Annotated in this window: 18 protein-coding genes; 9 read left to right on the top strand and 9 right to left on the bottom strand. The window is 59.6% G+C overall.

What is annotated here, in order from left to right:
* Positions 1 to 78: 78 nt before the first annotated feature.
* From dctP to EV660_RS01330, 3 genes are read right to left on the bottom strand one after another with little or no spacing between them, the layout of a single operon-like run.
* Positions 79 to 1,161, bottom strand: coding sequence for a TRAP transporter substrate-binding protein DctP (dctP, locus tag EV660_RS01340; RefSeq protein WP_071481720.1), 1,083 nt, complete (start codon positions 1,159 to 1,161; stop codon positions 79 to 81).
* A 30-nt stretch (positions 1,162 to 1,191) separates the two neighbouring features.
* Positions 1,192 to 2,478 carry a TRAP transporter large permease gene (locus EV660_RS01335; protein ID WP_071481721.1) on the bottom strand — a complete coding sequence of 429 codons (1,287 nt, stop codon included), beginning with the start codon at positions 2,476 to 2,478 and terminating at the stop codon, positions 1,192 to 1,194.
* Positions 2,479 to 2,482: 4 nt separating this feature from the next.
* On the bottom strand, positions 2,483 to 3,028 hold the full coding sequence (locus tag EV660_RS01330; protein ID WP_071482332.1) for a TRAP transporter small permease: 546 nt from the start codon (positions 3,026 to 3,028) through the stop codon (positions 2,483 to 2,485).
* Between the two features lie 275 nt (positions 3,029 to 3,303).
* On the opposite strand from EV660_RS01330, the gene araD reads away from it, so the two are divergent.
* From araD to EV660_RS01300, 6 genes are all read left to right on the top strand, one after another.
* Positions 3,304 to 5,025 (top strand): L-arabinonate dehydratase, encoded by a 1,722-nt coding sequence (gene araD, locus EV660_RS01325; protein WP_071481722.1) that lies wholly within the window; start codon positions 3,304 to 3,306, stop codon positions 5,023 to 5,025.
* 19 nt (positions 5,026 to 5,044) lie between these two features.
* On the top strand, positions 5,045 to 5,848 hold the full coding sequence (locus EV660_RS01320; RefSeq protein ID WP_071481723.1) for an HpcH/HpaI aldolase family protein: 804 nt from the start codon (positions 5,045 to 5,047) through the stop codon (positions 5,846 to 5,848).
* A 9-nt stretch (positions 5,849 to 5,857) separates the two neighbouring features.
* Complete coding sequence (locus EV660_RS01315) at positions 5,858 to 6,727, top strand: SMP-30/gluconolactonase/LRE family protein (protein ID WP_071481724.1); 870 nt, start codon at positions 5,858 to 5,860, stop codon at positions 6,725 to 6,727.
* 3 nt (positions 6,728 to 6,730) lie between these two features.
* Entirely contained in the window at positions 6,731 to 7,498 is a 768-nt protein-coding gene (locus tag EV660_RS01310; RefSeq protein ID WP_071481725.1) for an SDR family NAD(P)-dependent oxidoreductase, read from the top strand.
* A gap of 29 nt (positions 7,499 to 7,527) precedes the next feature.
* Positions 7,528 to 8,649, top strand: coding sequence for a Gfo/Idh/MocA family protein (locus EV660_RS01305; protein ID WP_071481726.1), 1,122 nt, complete (start codon positions 7,528 to 7,530; stop codon positions 8,647 to 8,649).
* Between the two features lie 256 nt (positions 8,650 to 8,905).
* Positions 8,906 to 9,895, top strand: a complete 990-nt coding sequence (locus EV660_RS01300; RefSeq protein WP_071481727.1) for an aldose epimerase family protein — start codon at positions 8,906 to 8,908, stop codon at positions 9,893 to 9,895.
* Positions 9,896 to 10,010: 115 nt separating this feature from the next.
* Here the strand turns inward: EV660_RS01300 and EV660_RS01295 are convergent, their stop codons facing one another.
* Positions 10,011 to 10,727 (bottom strand): TIM barrel protein, encoded by a 717-nt coding sequence (locus EV660_RS01295; protein WP_071482333.1) that lies wholly within the window; start codon positions 10,725 to 10,727, stop codon positions 10,011 to 10,013.
* A 421-nt stretch (positions 10,728 to 11,148) separates the two neighbouring features.
* Between EV660_RS01295 and EV660_RS01290 the strand changes: the two genes are divergently transcribed.
* Positions 11,149 to 12,813, top strand: coding sequence for an alpha/beta hydrolase (locus EV660_RS01290; protein ID WP_084635034.1), 1,665 nt, complete (start codon positions 11,149 to 11,151; stop codon positions 12,811 to 12,813).
* 213 nt (positions 12,814 to 13,026) lie between these two features.
* Positions 13,027 to 14,196: a DUF418 domain-containing protein gene (locus tag EV660_RS01285; RefSeq protein ID WP_157798959.1), complete on the top strand. Its 1,170-nt coding sequence runs from the start codon at positions 13,027 to 13,029 to the stop codon at positions 14,194 to 14,196.
* A gap of 208 nt (positions 14,197 to 14,404) precedes the next feature.
* On the opposite strand, the gene EV660_RS01280 is transcribed toward EV660_RS01285, so the two are convergent.
* Both EV660_RS01280 and EV660_RS01275 read right to left on the bottom strand, forming a co-directional pair.
* The gene (locus EV660_RS01280) at positions 14,405 to 17,602 is read right to left on the bottom strand and encodes an efflux RND transporter permease subunit (protein WP_071481729.1); all 3,198 of its coding nucleotides are present in this window, start codon (positions 17,600 to 17,602) and stop codon (positions 14,405 to 14,407) included.
* Complete coding sequence (locus EV660_RS01275) at positions 17,599 to 18,552, bottom strand: efflux RND transporter periplasmic adaptor subunit (RefSeq protein ID WP_071481730.1); 954 nt, start codon at positions 18,550 to 18,552, stop codon at positions 17,599 to 17,601. The genes EV660_RS01280 and EV660_RS01275 overlap by 4 nt, the downstream gene beginning before the upstream one ends.
* A gap of 241 nt (positions 18,553 to 18,793) precedes the next feature.
* Here EV660_RS01275 and EV660_RS01270 point away from each other — a divergent pair, with 241 nt between their 5' ends.
* The gene (locus tag EV660_RS01270) at positions 18,794 to 19,849 is read left to right on the top strand and encodes an META domain-containing protein (protein WP_168800665.1); all 1,056 of its coding nucleotides are present in this window, start codon (positions 18,794 to 18,796) and stop codon (positions 19,847 to 19,849) included.
* A gap of 15 nt (positions 19,850 to 19,864) precedes the next feature.
* Here the strand turns inward: EV660_RS01270 and EV660_RS01265 are convergent, their stop codons facing one another.
* The 3 genes from EV660_RS01265 to EV660_RS01255 all read right to left on the bottom strand — a co-directional run bounded on the left by EV660_RS01265 (position 19,865) and on the right by EV660_RS01255 (position 23,536).
* Entirely contained in the window at positions 19,865 to 21,514 is a 1,650-nt protein-coding gene (locus EV660_RS01265; protein ID WP_071481732.1) for an alpha/beta hydrolase, read from the bottom strand.
* A 149-nt stretch (positions 21,515 to 21,663) separates the two neighbouring features.
* A complete protein-coding gene (locus tag EV660_RS01260; RefSeq protein ID WP_084635040.1) occupies positions 21,664 to 22,725 on the bottom strand; it encodes a linear amide C-N hydrolase in 1,062 nt (353 codons plus the stop codon).
* 64 nt (positions 22,726 to 22,789) lie between these two features.
* Positions 22,790 to 23,536 carry a porin family protein gene (locus tag EV660_RS01255; protein WP_232727315.1) on the bottom strand — a complete coding sequence of 249 codons (747 nt, stop codon included), beginning with the start codon at positions 23,534 to 23,536 and terminating at the stop codon, positions 22,790 to 22,792.
* Between the last annotated feature and the right edge of the window lie 11 nt (positions 23,537 to 23,547).

Raw genomic sequence — 23,547 nt, 5'->3', positions numbered from 1 at the left:
GTTCTTTTTTCAGTGAAAGAGGGCGCGATCAATGCCCTGACTGATCGCGCCCCAAAGTGTCTTCATGCGGCAGTCAGATCACTGCATGGCAGAGGCGCGGTCACTTTCCACTATCTCTTCAGACCGGGCGACAGCGGCCTCGAACGCTTCGAGGAATTCCTGACCGGCATCACCGAACCGCTCCAGATACCACTCGCGGATCGGCTCTGCATGGCTGCGGAACTGCTCCATGGCTTCCTCTGTCGGCGCGATGATCTCATTGCCCGCTTCCAGCCATTTGGCATAAGCATCAAGCTCTTTGCGGGGCTGGATCCCGAACTGGATCGTGGACATCAGCGCGCCGCCATCAAGCACGACCTGCTGCTGTTCCGGCGTCAGCGACCGGAAAGTTGCGTTATCAATAAACCACATCGACGCCATATAGGCATGACCGTCGAGTGTGATGTAGTTCAACTGCTCCTGAAAGTTCATATTGGCGATGTCACTGATTGAGTTCTTGGTGCCATCGACAACCCCGGTCTGAAGCGCCGTGTAAACTTCAAGCCACGGAATAGGCGTCGGAGAGCCACCCATGGAGCGGACAAGGCGCTGCTGAATCTCCGACTCGATGGTGCGGAAACGGACACCGGCCACATCGTCAGGAGTGTGGATCGGCTTGTCACGCGTCGCAAAATTGCGCCAGCCGCCGGTCTGGGTCATAGCCAGAAGCATGATGTCATTGTTTGACGAGTCCAGAATCTGACGGCGCATGAAATTCGTGAATTCCTGATCTTGCAGCGTCAGCTGTGCAACCCGGTCCGAACTCAGCGCATAGGGAATATCCATGCCCTGCACCGCCGGATAGATTGCCGAAGCGCCCCCTGCAGTTGCAGTATACATATTCACCACACCGGCCCGCATGGATTCAAAACACTCATTTGCCGAACCACAAAGCTGTGCACCGACAAAAATGTTCACGGTCACTTCGCCCCCCGTGCGGGCCTCGACGAAATTCTTGAACACCAACGCAGCATCATATTCCTGATCATCTTCATTGGCCAGGAACACAAGGTTAAGTTCCGTCGCGTCCAGCGCCTGCGGGGCAAATGCCCCCGCCAGTGCAACTGCACCTGCCAACAGCGCCGTGCGCGTGCCGGTCAGGGCTTTGTTCAGGTCCAACATATCAGTCTCCTCCCTTTCTGGATTGGTTCGTCAGACATACCCAAGCTGGCGTGGCAACCACATGACCAGTTCGGGAAACAACACGAGCGCCACGACCACCGCGACCTCGAACAGGAAATAAGGGATCAGGTCCCAGGAAATGCGCTCGATCCGCTCGCCCGAAATGCCAGACACCACGAACAGCACCAGCCCAAGCGGCGGCGTAATCAACCCGATGATCAGGGTGATGCACATGACGACAGCGAAATGGATCGGATGGATGCCCACGCCGATCAGCACAGGCGCAAGAATCGGCGCAAGGATCAGGATGGCTGGCCCTGCATCCATGATGGTGCCTATGGCCAAGAGGAAGAGCACCACCACCAGAAACAGCATCAGCGGGTCTGTTGTGATGTTCAGGATGAAACCAGACACAAGCTGCGGCGTGCCCTTCAGGCTGACAAGCGAGGCAAAGGACACCGCCGCGCCGACCAGCAACAAGATGATCGCGGATTTCAGCGCAGCTTTGCTGAACACCTCGAACAGTTGCGGCAGGCTGATTTCACGGGTGATGAACACCCCAAGAATCAGCGCATAGAACGCCGCAACAGCCGCGCCCTCGGTTGGGGTGAAAATACCGCCGACAATCCCGCCAATCAGGATGATAGGTGTAAGCAGCGGCAGAAAGGCTGACTTGCCAGTCTTCCATGTCTCGGACCAGTCCGCGCGCGGGGCCGGGTCAGGGAAACTGCGGAAACGCGCGACCACCGCCACAACAACCATCAGGCCAAAGCCGATAATCAGGCCGGGAATGATGCTGGCCGCGAACATAGCCGCGACCGATACATTCATGATGAATGCATAAAGGATCATCAGCCCCGACGGCGGGATGATCGACGCAAGAACAGCCGAAGCCGCCGTGATCGCAGCCGAAAAAGACTTTGTGTATCCGGCCTGATGCATCCCCGGAATCATGACGCCACCCAGCGCCGAAGCATCGGCCACAGCAGAGCCCGACCCACCCGCCAGCATGATCGAAGATGACACCGACACCTGCCCCAGCCCTGCCTTACGATGAGCCACGAAAGTTTCTGCAAATTTCACGATCCGGCTGGTGACACCGCCCGCGGTCATCAACTCGCCCGCCAGAATGAAAAACGGCAGCGCCATCAGCGGGAAACTGTCCATGCCCGCAAACAGGCGCTGCACCAGCAAGTTCAGAAAGCGCGTGTTATCCTCAATGATCAGCGTCAGGCCGGGGGCCAGTAACATGACAAACACAATCGGCGTGCCGATAATCAGAAGGCCAAGGAAAATCCAGATATACAGAAATGCCATGACCTTAGCCCCCCGCCGCTGTGGACGAACCAAAGACATTTACCTTGTACCGGCCCGGGTAGAAGATATTGGCGACCAACCGCAACAGGCGCTCGAATGACACCAGCGCCACGAGCGCAAAGCCCACGGGCATGATCGCGTAGACATATCCAAGCGGCAATTGCAGCGCGAGGGTGAAGCTGGAAGATGCGCGCGACATCAACCCCCAGCCAAGCCAGATCGCGCCGCACAGCATCACAAAAACCGCTAGCTCTATCAGCAACCCGAAATAGCGCATGATCGGATGATCCTGAATTGCAGCTATGAAGATATCGAGGCTGACATTCATCCCGTAGCGATGCGCAGTCGGGAAATACAGAAAGGCCATCCAGACCATCATCGTGCGCGACAATTCCTCGGTCCAGCCGAAGCTGTCATTCAGCACATAGCGATAGAAAACATGGACGATCACCACGCCAAGCATCGCAAACAGCAACCCCGTGGCGAGGTATCCCGCAATCCGTGTCGTCGTCCTGTTCACGACATCCATAAACCGGATCAATGCATCCATGCAGCCCACCCCCCACATATCGCCACGGCATTGCCTCCTACAATTTCGTAGCGCTACGATTATGGGTAACATCTGCCCTGATTCCTGTCAACAATCTCATAAATCTAGTTTTTTTATATATTTATCAGTTTATTATCATTACTTTGGATCAAAATACCTCTCGTAAAAACATGGAATATCGAAACTCCCTTGCAGCGCTTTTATTTAAATGACACAGTAAGGAGAGGAGAGTTTGCAACACAGATGTCACGCATCACCACATCAGGGAGGGGCCAGTGACCAGACGCGATATTTCGCAACTTCGCAGCCAGCGCTGGTATGCGTCGGGCGATATGCGCGGCTTCGCGCACCGACAGCGCACGCAGCAAATGGGCATGCGGCGCGAAGAATTCATGGGCAAGCCTGTCATTGGCATCCTGAACACATGGTCCGACATGAGCCCCTGCCACGCCCATCTGCGCGACCGCGCCGAGGCGGTGAAGCGCGCTGTCTGGGCGTCTGGCGGCTATCCGGTGGAACTGCCAGCCCTGTCGCTGGGCGAGGTGATGGTCAAGCCAACCACCATGCTTTACCGCAATTTTCTGGCGATGGAGGCAGAGGAGCTTTTGCGCTCGCACCCCATTGACGGCGCGGTTCTGATGGGCGGCTGTGACAAGACAACCCCCGGCCTGCTGATGGGCGCAATCTCGATGAATATCCCGGCGATTTTCTGCCCCGCTGGCCCCATGCTAAACGGGCGCTGGAAAGGCAAGACGTTGGGCGCGGGCACACATACACGCGCCTATTGGGACAAGCTGCGTTCGGGCGAAATAAGTCAGGATGACTGGGTCGATCTTGAAAGCCGCATGACGCGGTCATTCGGCACCTGCAACACGATGGGGACCGCTTCGACCATGACCTCGATCGTGGATGCGATGGGGCTTACCCTGCCCGGCGCATCTTCGATTCCGGCGGCGGATTCGGGCCATACACGCATGGCATCGGCCTGTGGCAGCCGAATCGTCGAGATGGTCTGGGAGAATCTGCGCCCGTCCGATGTGCTGAACCACGCCTCGTTCACGAATGCCGCGCGGGTATTCATGGCGCTTGGCGGGTCAACCAATGCCGCTGTGCATCTGGTGGCACTGGCACGGCGCGCGGGCATTGAGTTTGGACTGCCCGATCTGGATCGCGCCGCCGACGAAGTGCCCGTTCTGGTCAATATCTTCCCCGCCGGTGACCGGCTGATGGAGGATTTTTTCTTTGCCGGTGGCCTGCCTGCATTGGTGCTGCGCCTCTCTGGTCATCTGGACATGACAGCACGCACGGTCACAGGCACGCTGGCGCAGATGATCGAGGGGGTGGAATGCCACGATGACGATGTTATTCGCCCGCTAGACAATCCGGTTGCAAAGGCCGCCGCGCTTGCAGTGCTGAAGGGCAATCTTGCGCCCAGCGGCGCAGTGATCAAACCCAGCGCGGCCAGCGCAGGGCTGATGCGCCACAAGGGGCGCGCCGTGGTGTTTGATACCCATGCAGACCTTGTGGCCCGCATCGACGACCCAGCGCTGGGGATCACGGCGGATTCGGTGCTGGTGCTGCGCAATGCTGGCCCCAAGGGCGCGCCGGGAATGCCCGAATGGGGCGCGTTGCCCATCCCGAAATACCTGCTGGAACAGGGTGTCCGCGATATGCTGCGCATCTCTGACGCGCGGATGAGCGGCACGCATTACGGCACCTGTGTTTTGCATGTCGCACCTGAAAGCGCAGTGGGCGGCCCCTTGGCGCTGGTGCGTGACGGTGACGAAATAGAACTGGATGTCGCGGCAAAACGGCTGGAATTGCTGGTCCCCGAAACAGAGCTTGAGGCCCGCCGCGCCGCATGGTCCCCACCCGCGCCGCGCAGCCTGCGCGGCTATACTGCCCTGTTCTGCGAACATGTAACCCAGGCAGATCAGGGCTGCGACTTCGAGATCCTGCTCGGTGGCCCGGACGAGCCAGAGCCGGAAATCTTCTGAGCAACAAGGAAAAGACGCGATGCAAACCGAAGAGAACCGCTTCAAGGCATGGATGCAGTCCAAGGGCGCAACCCCGCCGCTGGGAAGCTGGATCATGTCTGCCAGCCCCATTATTGCCGAGGCAATGGGCCATGCCGGGTATGACTGGCTGCTGGTCGATATGGAACATTCGCCCATTGATCTGTCGCAGGCCACCGCGATCATGCAGGCCCTGTCCGGCGCCCCGTCCGAAGTGGTGCTGCGCGTGCCGTGGAACGACCCGGTCATGGTCAAGCGGGTGATGGATGCGGGCGCGCGTTCGATCATGTTCCCTTTCATCCAGTCGGTGGACGAAGCGCGCGCCGCTGTGGCCGCAACGCGCTACCCGCCACAAGGCACGCGCGGGGTGGCCGCCATGCACCGCGCCAGCCGATTTGGAACTGCACCCGATTATCTGGCCCGCGCCAACGATCAGATCGCCGTCATCTTGCAACTGGAAACCCCCGAAGCTGTAGCCCTGATGCCAGAGATTGCAGAACTTGACGGCGTGGATGCGGTCTTTATCGGGCCGGGCGATCTGTCTGGCGGCATGGGCCTGCTGGGGCAGATCGGACATACCGACGTGCAGGCCGCCTTGCGCAGTGCTGCACAGGCCGCAAAAACGGCAGGGCTGGCTTGCGGCATTGTCGGTGCCGATCCGGCCAGCGTGCGCAGTTATATCGACATGGGCTTCAGCTATGTGGCCATTGCCTCGGACCTTGGTTTGCTGATGGGGGCTGCGAAATCCGCAGCGTCAGCAGTACGCGGGCAGGGTGAAAAGCAAAACTCCGGCGGCGTGTATTAAGGGGGCGATATGAGCTTCGAAACTGTATTTCCTGCACAGGCGGCCCTTGGCGAATGCCCGCTATGGTGCGGGCAGACCCAACGCTTGTGGTGGGTCGATATCGAGGCGCCCGCCATCCATTGCCTTGACCCGGCGACCGGGCAGAATGACACAATCCCGATGGATGAGAATGTCGGATGCATCGCCTTGCGCGCGGGGGGCGGTTTTATTGCTGGTCTGCGTTCAGGTCTGTGGCTGCTTGACGCTGACGGGCGCAAGGAAAAACTGATCGCAAATCCGCAAACCGACACATCCATCAGCCGGTTCAACGATGGGCGCGCTGACCCTTGGGGGCGGTTCTGGGCAGGCACGATATACGAGCCGCGCGACCGCCCGGACGCGGCCCTGTACCGGGTTGGCCCTGATCTGGACTGCGCCCGCATGGCCGGTGACATCAAGGTGTCCAACGGCGTCGCCTTCTCACCCGACCGGCGCTGGATGTATCATTCCGACACACCTGCGCATGTCATCTATCGCTACCCGCTGGACCCCGACACAGGGCAGATTGGCCCGCGCGAGATCTTCCATCAATTCCCCTTTGGACATGGCCGCCCCGATGGTGCGGCGGTGGATCGTGACGGTTTTTACTGGTCGGCGCTGTATGAAGGGGGGCGCGTGGTGCGCCTGTCTCCAGATGGAGACATTGTCGCAGAATACCCGGTGCCTGCACGCTGCCCGACCATGTGCGCCTTCGGCGGGCCGGACCTGCGCACGCTTTTCGTGACAACAGCACGGCATGGGCGCAGCAAACAGGAACTGAAAGACTGGCCCCAATCCGGTAATCTGTTTGCAATGCAAGTTGAAGCGACAGGCCAGCCTGAGCCTAGATTTGCGGGGTGATCCATGAGCCAAGCGCAATCCGCCATTTACCCTTCGCTCAATGGCGCCAGCGTCCTGATTACAGGCGGCGCAACCGGCCTTGGCGCGGATTTCGTGCGCGCTTTCGCAGCGCAGGGCGCGCGCGTGGGTTTTGTCGATATCGACGCACAGGCAGGCGCGGCGCTGGCGTCTGAATTGGGACCGCAGACAGCATTTGTGGCGGCGGACCTACGCGATCTGGACAGCCTACCCCAAACCATCGCTACCTTGGCCGAACGCCTTGGCCCTTTCACCGTGCTGGTCAATAATGCCGCCCGTGATGAGCGCCATGACTTCGCCACCCTGACCCCTGATTACTGGCGCGACTGTCTGGCCACGAACCTGTCGCATCATGTCTTTGCCGCGCAGGCTGTGGCCGATGGCATGGCGCAGGCCGGTGGCGGCAGCATTATCAATATGGGGTCAATCAGCTGGATGCGCGGTCGGCCCGGGATGCTGGGCTACACCACATCAAAAGGGGCGATCAACGGGATGACACGCTCGCTGGCCGCCGAACTGGGGCCGCAGGGCATTCGGGTCAATTCAGTCGTGCCCGGTGCGATCCTGACCGAGCGGCAGGCGCGGCTTTGGCTGACGCCCGAAAAAAACGCAGAGTTTTTGGAACAGCAGGCCCTCAAGTTCCGACTGGAACCGCATCATGTGACGCCTATGGTGCTGTTCCTCGCCTCTGAGGCCAGCATAGGCTGTACGGGGCAGAATTTCATTGTCGATGCCGGGCTGACGCTGAACTGACCCGGCAAAAACCGAAAGGACGAGATAGGATGGAACCCATCCGATACGGAATCATCGGCTCTGGCATGATGGGCCAGGAACATATGCGCAATATCGCCCTGCTGGAGGGGACGACCATCACCGCCATCAGCGACCCTGACGCAGGTATGCGCGCGCAAGCCCTTGCGCTTGCAGGGCCGGATACACAGGCTTTCACCGATCATCGCGCACTATTGGCGGCGGATATATGCGACGCCTATGTGCTGGCAGCGCCAAACGACCTGCATGCCGGACTGATGCGCGACCTTCTGGCCACGGACAAACCCATCTTGTGCGAAAAACCACTGGCCACGACATCGGCCGACTGCCGCGCTCTGATGCAGGCCGCAGAAGGGCGCCGCAGCCCTGTCTGGGTTGCGATGGAATATCGCTATATGCCCCCGGTCGAAAGGTTGCGTGCGGCCTTGGTCGAAGGGGCCGCAGGCACCCCGCGCATGGTCTCGATTCGTGAACACCGCTTTCCCTTTCTGGAAAAAGTCGGCGACTGGAACCGCTTTAACGCCCGCACAGGTGGCACGATGGTCGAGAAATGTTGCCATTTCTTTGACCTGATGCGCCTGCTGCTAGGGTCTGACCCGATCCGCGTCTATGCCAGCGGGGGGGCCGATGTGAACCATCGCAATGAACGTTATGAGGGGCGCATGCCGGATATTGTTGATAACGGTTTTGTCACGGTTGATTTCGCCAATGGCAGCCGCGCGATGCTGGAACTGTGCATGTTCGCCGAAGGGTCGCACTGGCAAGAGGTCGTCTCGGTCACAGGTGACAAGGCGCGGCTGGATGCCTGTGTACCCGGCCCCGCGCGGTTCGCGCCTGACGGCAAGGAACGTCATTCCGAATTCGTCATCTCTGACCGTGCCACCAAGCGCGAGCACCGCGAAGTTGTCGAAGTGGACGAACGCATCCTGCGCGCAGGCGATCATCATGGGTCAACCTATTATCAGCACGCGCGGTTTCTGGACCTGATCCGCAGCGGCACGGGCCAGCCAGAAGTCAGCCTTGAAGATGGCTACTGGTCCGTACTTGTGGGCGAGGCGGCAGAGCATTCGATCCGCACGCATCAGGTGATTGATCTGCGCGATTTCGGCAGCGCCGCCGTTTCCGCCGCGTGAAAGGGGCAGAGATGACAGATATCGTGATCCCGGAATTCATGGACGCACCCGCTACGGACGGGGTGCACCGAGATTTCAGCGTCACCTGTGACCCTTTGCTGGTGGACCATGCCACCCGCTTGCGCTGAGGCGGACGCCTGTGTGGCGGGTGAATGGACGGGGCGCGAGGGATCGCATCACGGACTCAACAACTATCTGCCTATGCGTGTGACCGGGCCATATGTAGCCAAGTTCAGCCACCTGATGAGGCGAAGCAATGCCTGAGATATTCGGACATCTGCCAGACGGGCGGGCAGTGGAACGCGTGACGCTGCAAAATGGCGTCCTTCGTCTCAATCTGCTGACACTTGGGGCCATTGTGCAGGACATGCGGCTGCACGGGGTGGACCATCCACTGGTGTTGGGGGCCGATAGCTTGGCCCCTTATCTGGGTTCAATGCAGTATTTCGGCGCAATGGTCGGGCGCTATGCCAACCGGATTGCTCAAGGCGTCTTTGCGCTTGATGGCCAGAAATATCACCTGTCCAGAAACGCATTGGGCCGCCATTGCCTGCATGGCGGCCAGCAAGGCAGCGCGGCACGTCTCTGGTCGATTGCAGACCTTCAAGCCGACCGTGCTGTGTTCAAGCTGACACTGCCAGATGGCGAGATGGGCTTTCCCGGCACCTTGAACGTACTGCTTTGCATTGCTTTGCGCGCCTCTGCGCTGGAATTTGATATCCGCGCGACCTGTGACCGGGACACGGTCTGCAACTTCTCGCATCATGGATTCTTTATCCTAGATGACAGCGGTTCGCTGGCGCACCACCGTTTGCAGATAGATGCAAACTCCTACCTGCCGGTCGATGATGACCAGATCCCGACCGGCGAAATCGCACCGGTCGCAGGCAGCAGGCTTGACTTCCGCGCCCCGCGAAATCTTGACGGAGCAGCGCTCGATCACAATTTCTGCCTGTCAAACACCCGCACGGCGATGCGACCTGTTGCCAGACTGGACTCTGCCCTGTCGGGGCTTGGCTTGCAGATGGAAACGACAGAACCGGGCTTACAGGTCTACACGGCAAACCATCTGCCGAAGCCAGATGCGCGCGGATTGGGCGGGCGTCATTATGGGCGTCACGCGGGCATTGCTCTGGAGGCGCAGGTCTGGCCGGACGCGCCAAATCAGCCAAGCTTCCCGTCACCCGTCTTGCGGCCCGGGGACACTTATCACCAAAAGACACGATATGTCTTTTCCCGCCCCTGAGGGTGTTTTGCGCGTATCGCTTTTGCGCATCCCAGACCCCGTTCCGGCTGCATCCTCAATGGCCCGCGACATGGCGGTCTGACAAAGCGGCCAGATGCAAGTCGCAGGACAGGAATTACCAGTTGGGGCAGACAGCGTCCGACATGTCGTCGCGCCATTCACAGCCGATATATTCGCAATCTGTCCCCCTGACGAACTCGCGGATGCGCGCATCTTGATGGGGCGGCCCCCTATGACCGCAAGCGGCGACCTGAACATGGCCGATCTGGTCCTTGTAGCGCAGATATGTCGCGCTAAGGTCAGTTTCAGTCGCGTCGATGTGAAAGCTGTCAAACATGATCTTGACGTTATCCGCCCCAACCTGTGACACGACCTGCGCAGCGTCATGGATCGTGCCAAGCGCATAACCTGCGACCGCCACGGGGGCCAGCGGCTCGATCAGCAATAGCCTGTCTGTCTGGTCAGAAAACCGCTTCAGCGCCCGCGCCAGCACATCAAGCCGGTCGGGGGCATCTGTCCGTCCGGACAAGACATGTATAGCACGCGCATTCAGGCGTTCAGCGACAGCAAGTGCGGCCTCAAAATCAGCCTGCGCGGTGGCTTCCTGCCCCGGAATCGCAGCGCAACCCATCGTCTGCGCCATGCGCGTGTTCAGCCCCAGCAACAGCAATCCGGTTTGCACCAGTCGGTCCTCGATCAAGCCAAGATCGTTTCTCAGGGCTTCATCATGAAACTCGATCGCACCAAACCCTTGACACGCGGCCTGCAAAATCCGTTCGGGAAAAGGTAAAGCGGGCCATAGAAAGCCGGTATTTGCGCTAAAAACTTTCACCTGCCCTGCCCCCTCAAACGCCACGCGCCCAAAGCCGCCGCAGACATCCGGCTAAAACGATGGGGCCCAGCAATCCATGCACCGCAACTGGCGGAATTTCAATCCAACCGCCGGAATAGGCGGCACAATGGGCAGGTGCCATGGCTATCGGCAAGATGTGAGGATGGCTGCGCTTGTTCCGACCTGTAGGTATTGTTATGAAAATACTCATGCGAGCGGATTGCAAAAATGAGCCCTATATTCTGACCCAAGACAGGCTTCCCCCCAAACACCATGCCGCAAACCGGGCGTTGTCAGGGGATGGTGCGTGTAAAAGCGACCTCATGCACCGTGTAACACCCTCCCGGCACAGGCAAAACTGGACAAATGGCAGTGCGGCCGTATCTGGGGATATATCGCTTTCAGCCGTTGCGGAGTGTAGATGAGACGCGAATTCCCTGCATTGCGCCCTCTGATCAAATGGTTGCCCCGCCCCACATTACCGGCGCTCATTCTGGCAACCTTGTTCTTTGTCGTGTCGCTGACACCCGGTCTGGTGCCACGGGATACACCAGCGCAAGCCATCCTGAGCGGCGTCAGTCTGGCCGTTGGTCACGCAATCGGGCTGATCCTGTCAGCAATCTGGCGCAAGCTTGAATTCCCCCCTTTGCCCAAACATGTGCAGATGCGGCTGCGTGTCGGGGTTGGGATAGTGTGCCTGCTGGTCATTTCATTCGCGCTTTGGCAGGCGTCAGAGTGGCAGAACGGTTTGCGCGCATTGATGGAGATGCCGCCGGTCGATACCGTGCGCCCATTGTCCATAGCCGCAGGCGCTGGCGCATTGTTCGTTTTTCTGGTCTGGCTTGCACGTCTGTCCTGGTTCGTCGTGCGCAAGACCTCCGACGCGCTGGCCCGCGTGTTGCCTGGGCCACAGGCTTTTCTGGTGGCATTGACCCTGACCGCACTTTTGTTCTGGAATATCGGCAATGGCGTGCTTGTACGGGCTGTATTCACCACAATCGACCGCGTCTATGCCGGGCTGGACGGTGCCTTTGAAGAGGCAAGCCCCCGCCCTGAGGACCCGCTGAAAACCGGGGCACCCGGTTCCTTGCTGGAATGGGAAGACCTTGGCCGCACAGGGCGCGCCATGATCGCCGCCAGCCCCGACCGCTCCCAGATCGCGGCCGCGACGGGTCGTCCCGCCCTTGAACCCCTGCGCGTCTATGTCGGCCTGAACTCTGCTGCGACGCCAGAGGCACGCGCCACGCTGGCGCTGGCCGAACTCAAACGCATCGGGGCGTTTTCCCGCAGCACGCTTGTCATCGCGACGCCAACAGGGACAGGCACAGTGAATACATTCGGCCAACAAGCGCTGGAATATGTCACACAAGGCGATGTAGCGACGGTGTCAGTGCAATATTCCTATGTGGCAAGCTGGCTGGCCCTGTTGACCGACCCTGAATACGGGGTCGAGACGGCCCGCGCCGTATTTGCCGAAGTCTATGACCATTGGCGCTCGCTCCCGAGAGAGGCGCGGCCCGCGCTTTACCTCAATGGCCTCAGCCTTGGTGCGCTGAACTCTGAGTTAAGCCATGACCTGCATCAGGTTGTCGGTGACCCATATGATGGCGCCCTCTGGGTTGGGCCGCCGTTCAACAGCCCGACCTGGTCCGAGGTAACGCGCGCCCGCAACCCCGATACACCCGCCTGGTTGCCCACCTATCGTGATGGCAGGGCAGTGCGCTTCATGAACCAGTCGGGGCGCACCTCTGCCACGACGGCAGCATGGGGGAACTACCGGGTGCTGTATCTGCAATATCCGAGTGATGCGGTCACGTTTTTTGACCCGCGCGCCGCGTGGCGGCGCCCTGACTGGATGGCCGGACCGCGCGCACCAGACGTGTCGCCCGACCTGCGATGGCTGCCAGCTGTTTCGTTCCTGCAACTTTCAGTTGATATGATGACCGCGATCAAACCCCCTCGGGGTTATGGTCACAGATACAGTTTTGACAGCTATGTGCGCGCTTGGGCGATGTTGCTTGACCGGCCCGAATGGTCAGATGATGCCATCGACGCCCTGATCACGCGGGTCACACAATCAGGTTAACCCAGACCCTGTAATCCCGGGATGCCCCGCACAGAAAATGTCACAAATCACGCATTTTAAGGGGTTTTTGGCAAAAAATGGCTCATTCCGCCCCATAGGACAGCCCAAAACTGGTCAATTTTTGTTCACTTGCTAAGTTACCTGCCTCGTGAAGGGATTTATCGCATGTCGCTGAACACCCTTCGAAACACGGGGCTGCCGGGGGGTAGAGATATGAGCGCGTCACATTCGCACCGAGGCGAGAGAGATACCCGCATCGACGCGGTGCGGGCGGTAATCCTGACAGTTGTCATCATCATGAACATGATGACGCTATCGGGCCTTGCCTATCTCAGCCCTGACGCACGCGCAGAACTGCTTGCGCCGGTGGATCAATGGGCATGGGATTTTCTGGCAATCTTCCTTGATGGCAAGGCGCTTGCTGCGTTTTCTTTCATGTTCGGGCTAAGCTTCAGCATGATCCTGTCACGTGCCGGGCCAGAAAACGGGGCCTCTTCCGCGCAGATCATCCGCAGGTTTCTGGTCCTTGGGGCAATCGGGTTGTTCAACGCGGTGTTTCTGTTCTGGGCAGATATTCTGATGACCTATGCCGCGTTGGGCCTGTTGCTGCCGCTGGCGGCGCGCCTTCCGCAGCGCATCATCATCGGCGCGGGGACAGCCCTGATCCTTGCGGGGCCCGTCGCGCTGGCGCTTAGCGGCATTGACCCGCCTGCTCCCGTGCCCGAAGGGCGCGACGACAGTCTGCAAGCCTTCGCCTCCTCCAACTATGCAGATACGATCACGCAAAACCTGAACATGGTGACCGGGGCCGCAGACACCGTGAAGGGCACATTGGTTTTGCGCTTCTTCATGTTGTCGGGCTTGTTCTTGCTGGGCCTTGCCGTTGGGCGCAGCACACTTACCGCGCGCTTCGAGGGGCTGCGCGCACCCATGTTCAAGTTGGGCGCATTATCTGTGGTTATTGGCCTTGCGGCCGGGGCGACGCTGCGCCTGACAGAGTCGCCTGAAGGGGTCTGGTTTCTGCTCTATCTTGAAACTCCCGTTATGGCGTTGGGATACCTGATGCTTCTGACAGCGGCCCTGCATGGCAAAAGAGAGGGAAAGCTGCACAGCCTTCTTGCGCCTTTGGGACGCATGAGCCTGACAGGGTATCTTGGTGCCTCGATCCTTGGGCAACTTCTGTTTTACGGGTGGGGTTTTCAGTTGATCGGGCAGGCTGGCACCATTTCCGTGATGGCGATCGCGCTTGCAGTGACTGCAGCGCTTGTCGGTTTCGCGCATCTGTGGTTTCGCCATTTTGTATATGGGCCTTGGGAATGGCTGTGGCGCAGCCTGACACATCTGTCGCCGCAGCCGATTGTCGGGCGTGGGGCCGCAAGCTGACGGGCCAATGCCCGCCAGTTGCCAGCAGTCAATGCGGCGCAAATCCCGCCACCCAATGAACAAGAAGGCGTGCAGCGTCGGGCAACGGACCGGCTATACGCGTCGGCCTGCGGCCTTTGCTCCGCGCGGGCGCTCGTTGAACGACAGAAAAGTCCCGCACTGCTGAGCTTGCTCACTCATGGCGGGACTTTGCATCAGGCGCGCAGCACTAGCTTTTCAACACCCTGTAAATCGCCGGGATCACCAGAACCGTAAGCAATGTCGATGTCAGCAAGCCGAACAGAAGCGACAGTGCAAGGCCCTGAAAGATCGGATCAGGCAGAATGATGGCGGCCCCGAACATCGCGGCAAGGGCTGTCAACAGGATCGGTTTGAACCGCACTGCGCCTGCTTCCAGCAATATCTCGACCTGAGTTTTGCCTTCTGTATCGGCGTGGCGGATGAAATCCACCAGCAGGATCGAATTGCGCACAATAATACCCGCAAGGGCAATAAAGCCGATCATCGACGTTGCCGAGAATGGCGCGCCCCATAACCAATGCCCGCCCATAATGCCCAGAAAGGTCAGAGGCACAGGTGTCAGCACGACCAGAGGCAGCCGGAAAGACCCGAATTGCGCCACCACAAGAACGTATATCCCCAGCAGCGCAACACCAAAGGCCGCGCCCATGTCGCGGAACGTGACCCAAGTCACTTCCCACTCGCCATCCCACAGGATCGTGGGGCGGCTTTCATCAGTGGGTTGCCCGTTCAGACGGATGTCGGGCGGAACGCCCTCACCCCAGTCCATTGCATCAAGGGCATTTCCCACAGCCAGAATACCGTAAAGCGGTGCCTCGAATTCGCCGGCCAGTTCCGCCATCACCATCTCTGCCGCGCGCCCGTTGCGCCGGTAGATCATGGGTGAGGCGGTTTCCTCTTCCAGCCGGACGACATCGCCCAACTCGACCACCCCGCGCGCGCCGGGCAGCAGGTTCGCAGGGACCGGAGTGCTCAGGAACCGTTCGTCCAGCACGAGGTCACTGCGGTCGCGGGCCAATGCAATCGGTAGGGGCTGGCGGCTATTGCCACGGTGCGAATACCCAACCACGGTAGAGCCATTCAGCGTGGCAATCGTGTCGAAAACATCTGTCTCGGTCACACCGAAGAACTCCAGATCATCGGGTGAAATGACAAGCCGCATGCGCCGTGCAGGTTCGGGGAAAGTGTCATCGACATCCACAATATAAGGCACGCTTTCAAAAGCTTCGCGTACTTTCTCGGCAGTGGCGCGGCGGGTTTCGGCATCCGGGCCATAGATTTCGGCCAGCAGCGTGGCCATGACCGGCGGGCCGGGGGGCGGCTCTACTGTGCGGATGCGAGTCCCTTGCGGCAGATCAAGACCATCCAGCCGCTCGCGCAACTCCAGCGCGATGTCATGGCTGGCACGGCTGCGCGCACCAAGATTGATCTGCACATCGCCCATATGCGGCTCTGCCCGCAGGAAGTAATGCCGCACCAGCCCGTTGAAGTTGAACGGCGCGGCAGTGCCTGCATAGGTCTGGACCGTCTCAACCTCTGGCAAGTCCAGCGCAACACGTGCCACGGCCTGCGCGACAGCGTCGGTTTCCTCCAACGATGCGCCGGGGGGCAGGTCAAACACCACTGCCAGTTCTGCCTTGTCGTCAAATGGCAGCAGTTTCACGGTCACATGGCCTGTATAAAGCAGGCCAAGAGAGCCGAAAGACACAATCGTTGCCACGATCAGGAACAGGCCCGACCGCGCCTTGGTTTTCAGGACCGGGCGCGCGACCGCCGTAAAGGCGCGGCCCAGCAGGCCACCCGTTTCCGCATGATCCCCGGCATGAAGCGGCGCATTGCCTGCAATCTTGATCATCAGCCACGGCGTAACCATGACCGCGATAAAGAAAGACAGGATCATCGCCGCCGAGGCCACGACCGGAATCGGACTCATGTAAGGGCCCATCATGCCGGACACGAACAGCATGGGCAGAAGTGCGGCCACCACAGTCAGGGTGGCGATGATGGTCGGGTTGCCCACTTCGGCCACACCGTCAATCGCCCGCTGAATGCGGCTGCGCCCCTCGCCCTTGTCCTTCATACCCCAGTGGCGGGCGATATTCTCGATCACGACAATGGCATCGTCCACCAGAATCCCGATGGAAAAGATCAACGCAAACAGCGACACGCGGTTCAGGGTATAGCCCATGATCCAGGCTGCAAACAGCGTCAGCAGGATCGTGACGGGAATCACAATCGCCACCACAAGGCTTTCGCGCCAGCCAATGGCCAACAGCACCAGCAGGATGATTGACAGGGTTGCCAGAAACAGCTTGATCAGCAGCGTATTTGCCTTGTCCTGTGCAGTCGCGCCATAATCACGCGTGATTTCATAGGCAACACTGTCAGGGATCAGGCTGCCATCCAGCGCGGCCGCGCGGTCCAGCAGGGCATCGGCCACAGTCACGGCATTTGCCCCGCCGCGCTTGGCGAAAGCCAGTGTGACAGCGGGCACGCGCTCAACACTGCCATCCTCGGCACGGCTGACATGGCCGACAAGGCGTTCGGACGTATCTTCGACAAAACCGACATCCGCCACATCGGCAACATAAACGGGCCGCTCATCCCGGGTTGTCAGCAACAGGCCCGCAATTTCCGCAGGCGCCGTCAGGCTTTGACCCGCGACCAGTTCGACCTGCGCGCCGTTATCGCGTAGCAAACCTGCATTCAGCGTCCTGTTCGCACCCTGTATCTTGTGGGTGAGTTGTTGCAATGTGACGCCATACAGCGCCAGCCGTTCCGGGTCCGGCGCGATGCGCAGCGCCTCTGACGCTTCACCCACGATATAGGACAGGCCGACATCCGGCACCTTGGCCATCTCGGCGCGCAACTCCCTTGCGATCCGGGCAAGCGCATTTGCACTCACATCCTGCCCCGGCTTGCCTGTCAGGGTCAGCGTGACAATCGCAACATCATCAATCCCGCGCCCGATAATCAGCGGTTCCGGAATACCCACCGGGATGCGGTCCATATTGGCCCGCACCTTGTCATGCACCCGCAGGATGGCAGCATCCGTTGAGGTGCCCACTTCAAACCGCGCAGTGACCATCGCGCGGTCATCCATTGTCTGGGAATAGACATGCTCGACATCATCAATGGCGCGCACAATGCCTTCCATCGGCTCTGTCACCAGCTTGATGGCGTCTTCTGCCTTCAGGCCCGGAGCCTGCAACAGGATATTGACCATCGGCACCGAGATTTGCGGCTCTTCCTCGCGCGGGACAAGGGCCAGCGCGATCAGCCCCATCGCCAGCGCAGCCAGCATGATCAGCGGGGTCAGCGGAGAGGTGATGAAACTGCGAGTCAGTTGACCGGCAATTCCAAGGCGTTGCGACTCGGCACTCATGGCAGCACCACAGCTTCACCGGCACGCAACCCGCTGAGGATTTCGATATAGCCGGACCCGTCCACCACGTGGCGTTGCCCCGGAACGACCACACGTTCTGCACTGTCCACTGTCACAAAATCCAGCCCGAAACGCTGGGCAAGTGCTGCTTCCGGCACGGCAATAACGTCGCGCGTGTCAATTGGCAGGCGCACAAGAACGCGCGCATCAACAAAGGCATCATCCAGTGCGGGCACCTCAACATCGGCAATGACACGGCCATTCTCGATCTGCGGGTAAAGCTTGGCCAATCGCCCCTCTACTTCGCCCTGCGCCGCGTCGATACGAATTGTGTCGCCTTCGGACATCAGGCCAGCATGACGTTCCGGCACTGCCAGACGCAAGAAGAAACCGCCGCCGCCAATAGTAGCAACCGCCTCACCCGGCATGACAACTGCACCAGTGGCCACCGGAACCGTCAGCACCCGGCCCGAGATCGGCGCAAGCACACGGCCTTCGGTCGCCTGTTGCTCAACCAGCCTGCGTTCGGCTTGAGTGGCGGCAATCTGATTGCGCAGAACTTCTGCCTGTGTGCGCAAGGCATCCAACCGCTGCGCGGTCGTCACCCCGCGCGCGAGCAATTCCTCGCCGCGGACCAACTCGCTCTCGGCATTTCCAAGCTGCGACCCTGTTGCCTGAAGCTGGGCGTCAAGCGCGCTGATCTGGAAATCCAGCTTTTCATCGACAATCTCGCCCAAGATCTGCCCAGCCGTGACCAGATCGCCCTCGCTGACAGACAGGCTGACAAGTGTGCCGCCGATACGCGCGCGGGCCGGTATGAGGTTTTGTGCCTCGACACGCCCATAAATCGCCTTCCATTCGGTGACGGGCACCGGGGCAACATCATATAGGGTTTGTGCGGCAAGCGGTGCTGTAAAAAAGAAGAAAATCGCAGCTATCCATCGGGTCATCTTCTGGGCCTCCTTGGCCGCTTTTCAATACGCATTCAATATAATGAATGTTTTGTCGAATAAAAGAGGCAAATTGTGCCGCATGTTCCATCTCTGACGAATAACACACACTGCGCCCGGCCTTTTCGCCATGACAGGACCACGCGCAAGATGCATCTTTTTCAGAAGAATACTCGAAACATATGAGCATTTTGCTGAGAACCTTGCTATATTGACAGCCCAGAGCAAACGGGGGGACATGATGAAACATCTATCTTGGTTACTGGTGTGCAGTGTTTGCCTGCCAACCCTGGCTTTCAGCGATACCGACCAACAGCGGATGGGGGGGCATGGTCTGGCATTGCCAGCCACATTCAGCGGAACGCTGCCATGCGCAGATTGCCCCGGCATAGAGTATCATCTGGATATCTGGGACGGGCAGCAGGGCTATGCGCTGCGGCGTAGCTATCTTGAACGTGACCTTGTCATCGATGAAGTCGGGCGCTGGCATGTCGATCCGGCCCGAAATGCGCTGATTCTCGAAGGGACAGGGAATGCGCGCTCTGAATGGCAGATCACACCCAATCAGGAAATCAGACTGCTCGACCAAGAGGGCCAACCGATAGAGTCAGACCTGCCCTACACGCTGGTTTCCGGCCCGCTTGCGCCAACAGATTTGCGCCTGACAGTTACGGGCCTGATGACCTATTTCGCCGATGCGGCGCTGTTCACCGAATGCCTGACCGGCCAGCGCTTTCCCATTGCGATGGAAGAAGATTACCTCGCCCTTGAACGCGCCTATCTGGCAGCCGAAATCGTGCCCGGTGCCCCCTTGCTGGCGCATCTCGATGCCGAGATTTCCATGCGTCCCCAGATGGAAGGTGCGGACCGGATGACTGTCACTGTCACACAATTTCACCATATAACACCCGATGCAGGTTGCCCCGACCACCGCATGCCAGCAGAGTTTGAGAACACATATTGGGGGCTGACACATCTGCAAGGCGTGGAACAGGACCAAAGTAATGAACGACAAGAACCCTATCTGTTGATCTTGGAAGAGGGCACGCGGTTCGGCGGAACGATCGGCTGCAACAGGCTTATGGGTCAGGTCACCCGCGAAGGTGCCAGCGTTGAATTCGGCCCAACAGCCAGCACGATGATGGCCTGTCCTGACGACCTCGCCGAGAAAGAGGCCGCATTCGCAAACGCCCTGAGCATGACGCGCGGTCTTGACCTTATGGACCAAAGCCTGCGGCTGCTGGATGAAACAGGTGTGGAACTGGCGCGGTTCAATGCGCTGTACACGCGCTACTGATCCGGGCGCGCTGCCCTAGTGTTGTTGCGCGGCATGTGCCGCCGCCAAGGCGTCGATGCGGGCATCGGTCCAGTGGGGCAGGTCCAGCAGCATGGCCCAGGCACGGGCATAACTGGCGAAATCATAGCTATGCCCAAACCCCGGCGGCGGCTTGACCGCCGTCATGATATCCACCCCAAGCTGCAGAACTGTCACGATAGGCAGCCAATGAAACCCCGGCGACACATCCGGCCCACGCGGAACGGCCATCCATGCTGGCCTGCGCCATGTGGCACGCGGATCGAAAAACACCACTGCATCACTGGCATGTTGTAAGTACAGAATCCGAAACCTGCCCCAATCCGCGCTGGCGTCCGAGGTCAGGCCGGTCTGGTTCATGAATCGCACCGCACTGCCATCACGGAAACTTGGCAGCCAGGCTGGCGATCCGGGGTTGCGGGTGCGCGTGACCTCGCGCCATGTCGGGCTGCTGAAGGGCGGGCCAACCCAGAGCGCGCCATTGAAAGGATCACCGACAACCTGATGCAGGTCATGGCTCAGATCAGAATTCAGCGACCCGAGGCTAAGACCGTTCAGATACAGCGCCGGGCGCGTATCGGCGGGCAAGGTGCGCCAATGCTCATACACCGCCGCGAAAACAGCACGCGCGGCTTCAACGCCGTATTCAGGCGCGGTCAAAAGTGCAATCCAACTGGCCAGATATGAATATTGCACCGAGACTGTCGCCACATCGCCGCCCAGCAGATATTCCAGCGCCTGCTGTCCGGCAGGGTCTACCCAGCCAGTGCCGGTCGGTGTGGCAATGACCAGCGTGCTGCGGGAAAACGCATCAATGCGCAGCATTTCTTCCAGCGCGAGGCGCGCGCGCGCCTCTGGGTCGGGGGCCGAATTCAGGCCCACATAGACGCGCAGGGGTTCCAGCGCCTCACCCCCTGTCAGCGTGGTGATCTGTGTCTGATCAGGGCTGGCCGCCACCATCGCGCGCCCCATCCGGCCAAGGCTTTCCCAATCGACCAGCGACCCGGGCGCACCCGTTTTGCGCGGGTCTTGTGGTTGCGGGCTGGCCTCCTCGAACCGACCATCAAGCCCTGCATAGATGGCATCCGCCGCATTCAACGCCCCCCGCACAATGACGCCGTTGCCAATGTTCCAGAACACGATCGCCGTCAGCAGGATTGACACCAGCAAGGCTTGCGGGCCGGGCAGCACCCGCGCAAAACGACCCGCAAGCCGTTTGACCAGCCACCGGGCCAGACGCACCAGCCACAGCAAAACCAGAAACACAGCCACTGCGCCGCCCGCAATCGAAAACGGCCGCGCTGTCTCTACCGGGGGCATCGCTAGCAAAACGCGCAGGCCATTTTGCCAATCTGATGAAAGCCAAAGCGTCACCGCCACGATAAACAGGCAGACCGCCGCAAGCCCGATGCGCAACCGCATTGCCACATCGGGGCCAAATGCCGGCAATTGCAGCCGATGCCAGACTGATGCGAACAACAGCGCCACCGCATAGCCCGCTGCCAGACTGAACCCGCTGAGGATCGCCTGTACTTCTGTATCACGCGGAACAAGGCTTGGGGTCAAAGACGCGACAAAGAACAGGGTCGCAATGGGCCATGCGGGCAAGACAGGGCGGGGCAAAACTCTGGACAGATATCCGTGCATGAAAGAACCTTCATCGAGCGATTGCAAAAAACTGTTGGAAAAACACGCTTACCATGCACGATTGCCGTAAGGGTGAGAATACCCTCATCAAGCAATCTTATCGCCAGAAATGGAACGAAGCGGCGTTCGCGTCGCGCCGCAGCCCCGCATCAATCGGCTGGCTGAAATGCAAACGCGCTCGCTGGTTCGAAAAGTTCCGAAACCTCACCCGACAAAACGCGCTCCATATCCGTGCCAAGATCCAGTTTGCGGATGTCGGCCCCCTCTGTCAGGTCCAGCGAATCCAGATCGACCCAGAATACACTTGGAGAGATCACGGATTCCACATAATAGCGCTTGTCCTTGTGGTCGGCGACAACACGCCAGCGGGTTGTGGACAGATTGGGCTGATCGGCGATTGAAATACCCCAGGGAACCGAAGTTTGCCGGATCACACTGAAAACCGATGCAGCCGCGATGCGCGGATCCGCGCTCTGGATAACCGAATTTATGTAGAAGTTTGCGCGGACAAACCGGTCAGATGCCCGCACGGTCCCGGGCATGAATTCGCGCGGGTTCACCGCATTCCAGTATTCCAGCACGGCAAGCTGGCGATCGAAGGTCGGCTCGTTGGTCATCACCTGATAGCTGCGATCATGCCAGATGATCATGTCACCATCGACAAATTCTATAATCGCACTGTCCCCGGTCGCATCTGAAATCGAGACATGGACCGTTGCCTCACGCCCCGGCGGGCCAACCGGCACTTCACCGCCTGCGACCTGCACGGGATTCTCGCGCAGGTCCCCCACGGCCTCGGCCACAGTTGCGAACCGATCCAGAAGGTATTGTGGAAAGACAGACAAGGAAATACGCGGCGTCTCGCCGTCATCTTCAGGGTAGCTTGCCTCGACCTCCCAAAGAAGATTCACGACAAGCCCGGCCTCATTCATGCCATCAGCGGTCGCGATATCGTAACCCGTGGTGACAAGACTGCCATATTCCGCCACCCATTCCACCGAACGTTCGCCCGCCGCTCCATGCCGCGCAACCCCGCGCGGCATGGCCCACAGATTGCTGACCATCGGTAGTTTCCAGTCCATGCTGCGCCCTGTGAGGATACGATCATCCGGGCCAAGATAGACAGCGCGGGTGCACGCCTCGGCGATATCACTCGCAAACAGGGCCGCGGCACAAAGCAGTGTTGATAGATATTTCCCCAGAAAGCGCACAACTTATCCTCCCTTGTGTTATATTATAACCAATACTACACAGCCGGTGGCTTTCCCGCAATGTTCAGAAGCGCAAGGTCGCCCCGATGATCGGCCCGCTCATGCGCATGTCAAACCGTGTGCCGCTGCGGCGATAATCGACATGCAGGTGCCGGTAACCCACTGACAAAAAAGCATTCTCGCGCAGCTGGTAATTCACAGTACCCAAGAGCTGCGCCGTGACTCTGGACCCGACACCAAAGCCGCCCACATCAGCGTAAAGCAAGCTGGACCAACCCGGCGCGATCTGGAAGTTGGCCCGCGCTGCGATGATCGGATCGGTGAAGTTCACACTGCGGGATGCAGACAAACCAGCGAGTGGCACATCAACTTCTGCCCTCACACGCCAATGCCGCACACCACCCAGAATAGCAAAAGTCGCATCCGGGGTTTGCGCCACGCGGTAACCCGCTAGCGCCGTGACAGAGGTCTGGCGCAGTTTTCCCTTGGCATCCACTCCCGGAGGCACTGTCCCTTCACGTGACGAAGACGACGTGCTGAGATCGCCCATGAACACAAGATTGCCGTGCCGCGCATAGGCAGAGATGAAAAACGCGGCATCCAGATCCTTGATCAGGTCGGAAAAGGATTTGCTGATAGAAACGGTTCCAGCGCCAGATCGCGGCCTGATATCGCCCCCCACGCCCGTTGCCCAGACATAGGGCGTGATCTGATATACCGTGTCAGGGCCGGTTTGTGCCTGCGCCGCACCGGCCAGAGAGGTCAGGCCGAATACCGCCGCTAGAAGAATCTTGAATTTGTGCATTTTCATTTTCTGTCCTG

Source organism: Roseinatronobacter bogoriensis DSM 18756 (assembly GCF_004366635.1).
In the GTDB taxonomy this organism is placed as follows: Bacteria; Pseudomonadota; Alphaproteobacteria; order Rhodobacterales; family Rhodobacteraceae; genus Roseinatronobacter; species Roseinatronobacter bogoriensis.
Note: the sequence above shows the minus strand (reverse complement) of the source record. Positions and strands in the feature narration are given on the sequence as shown.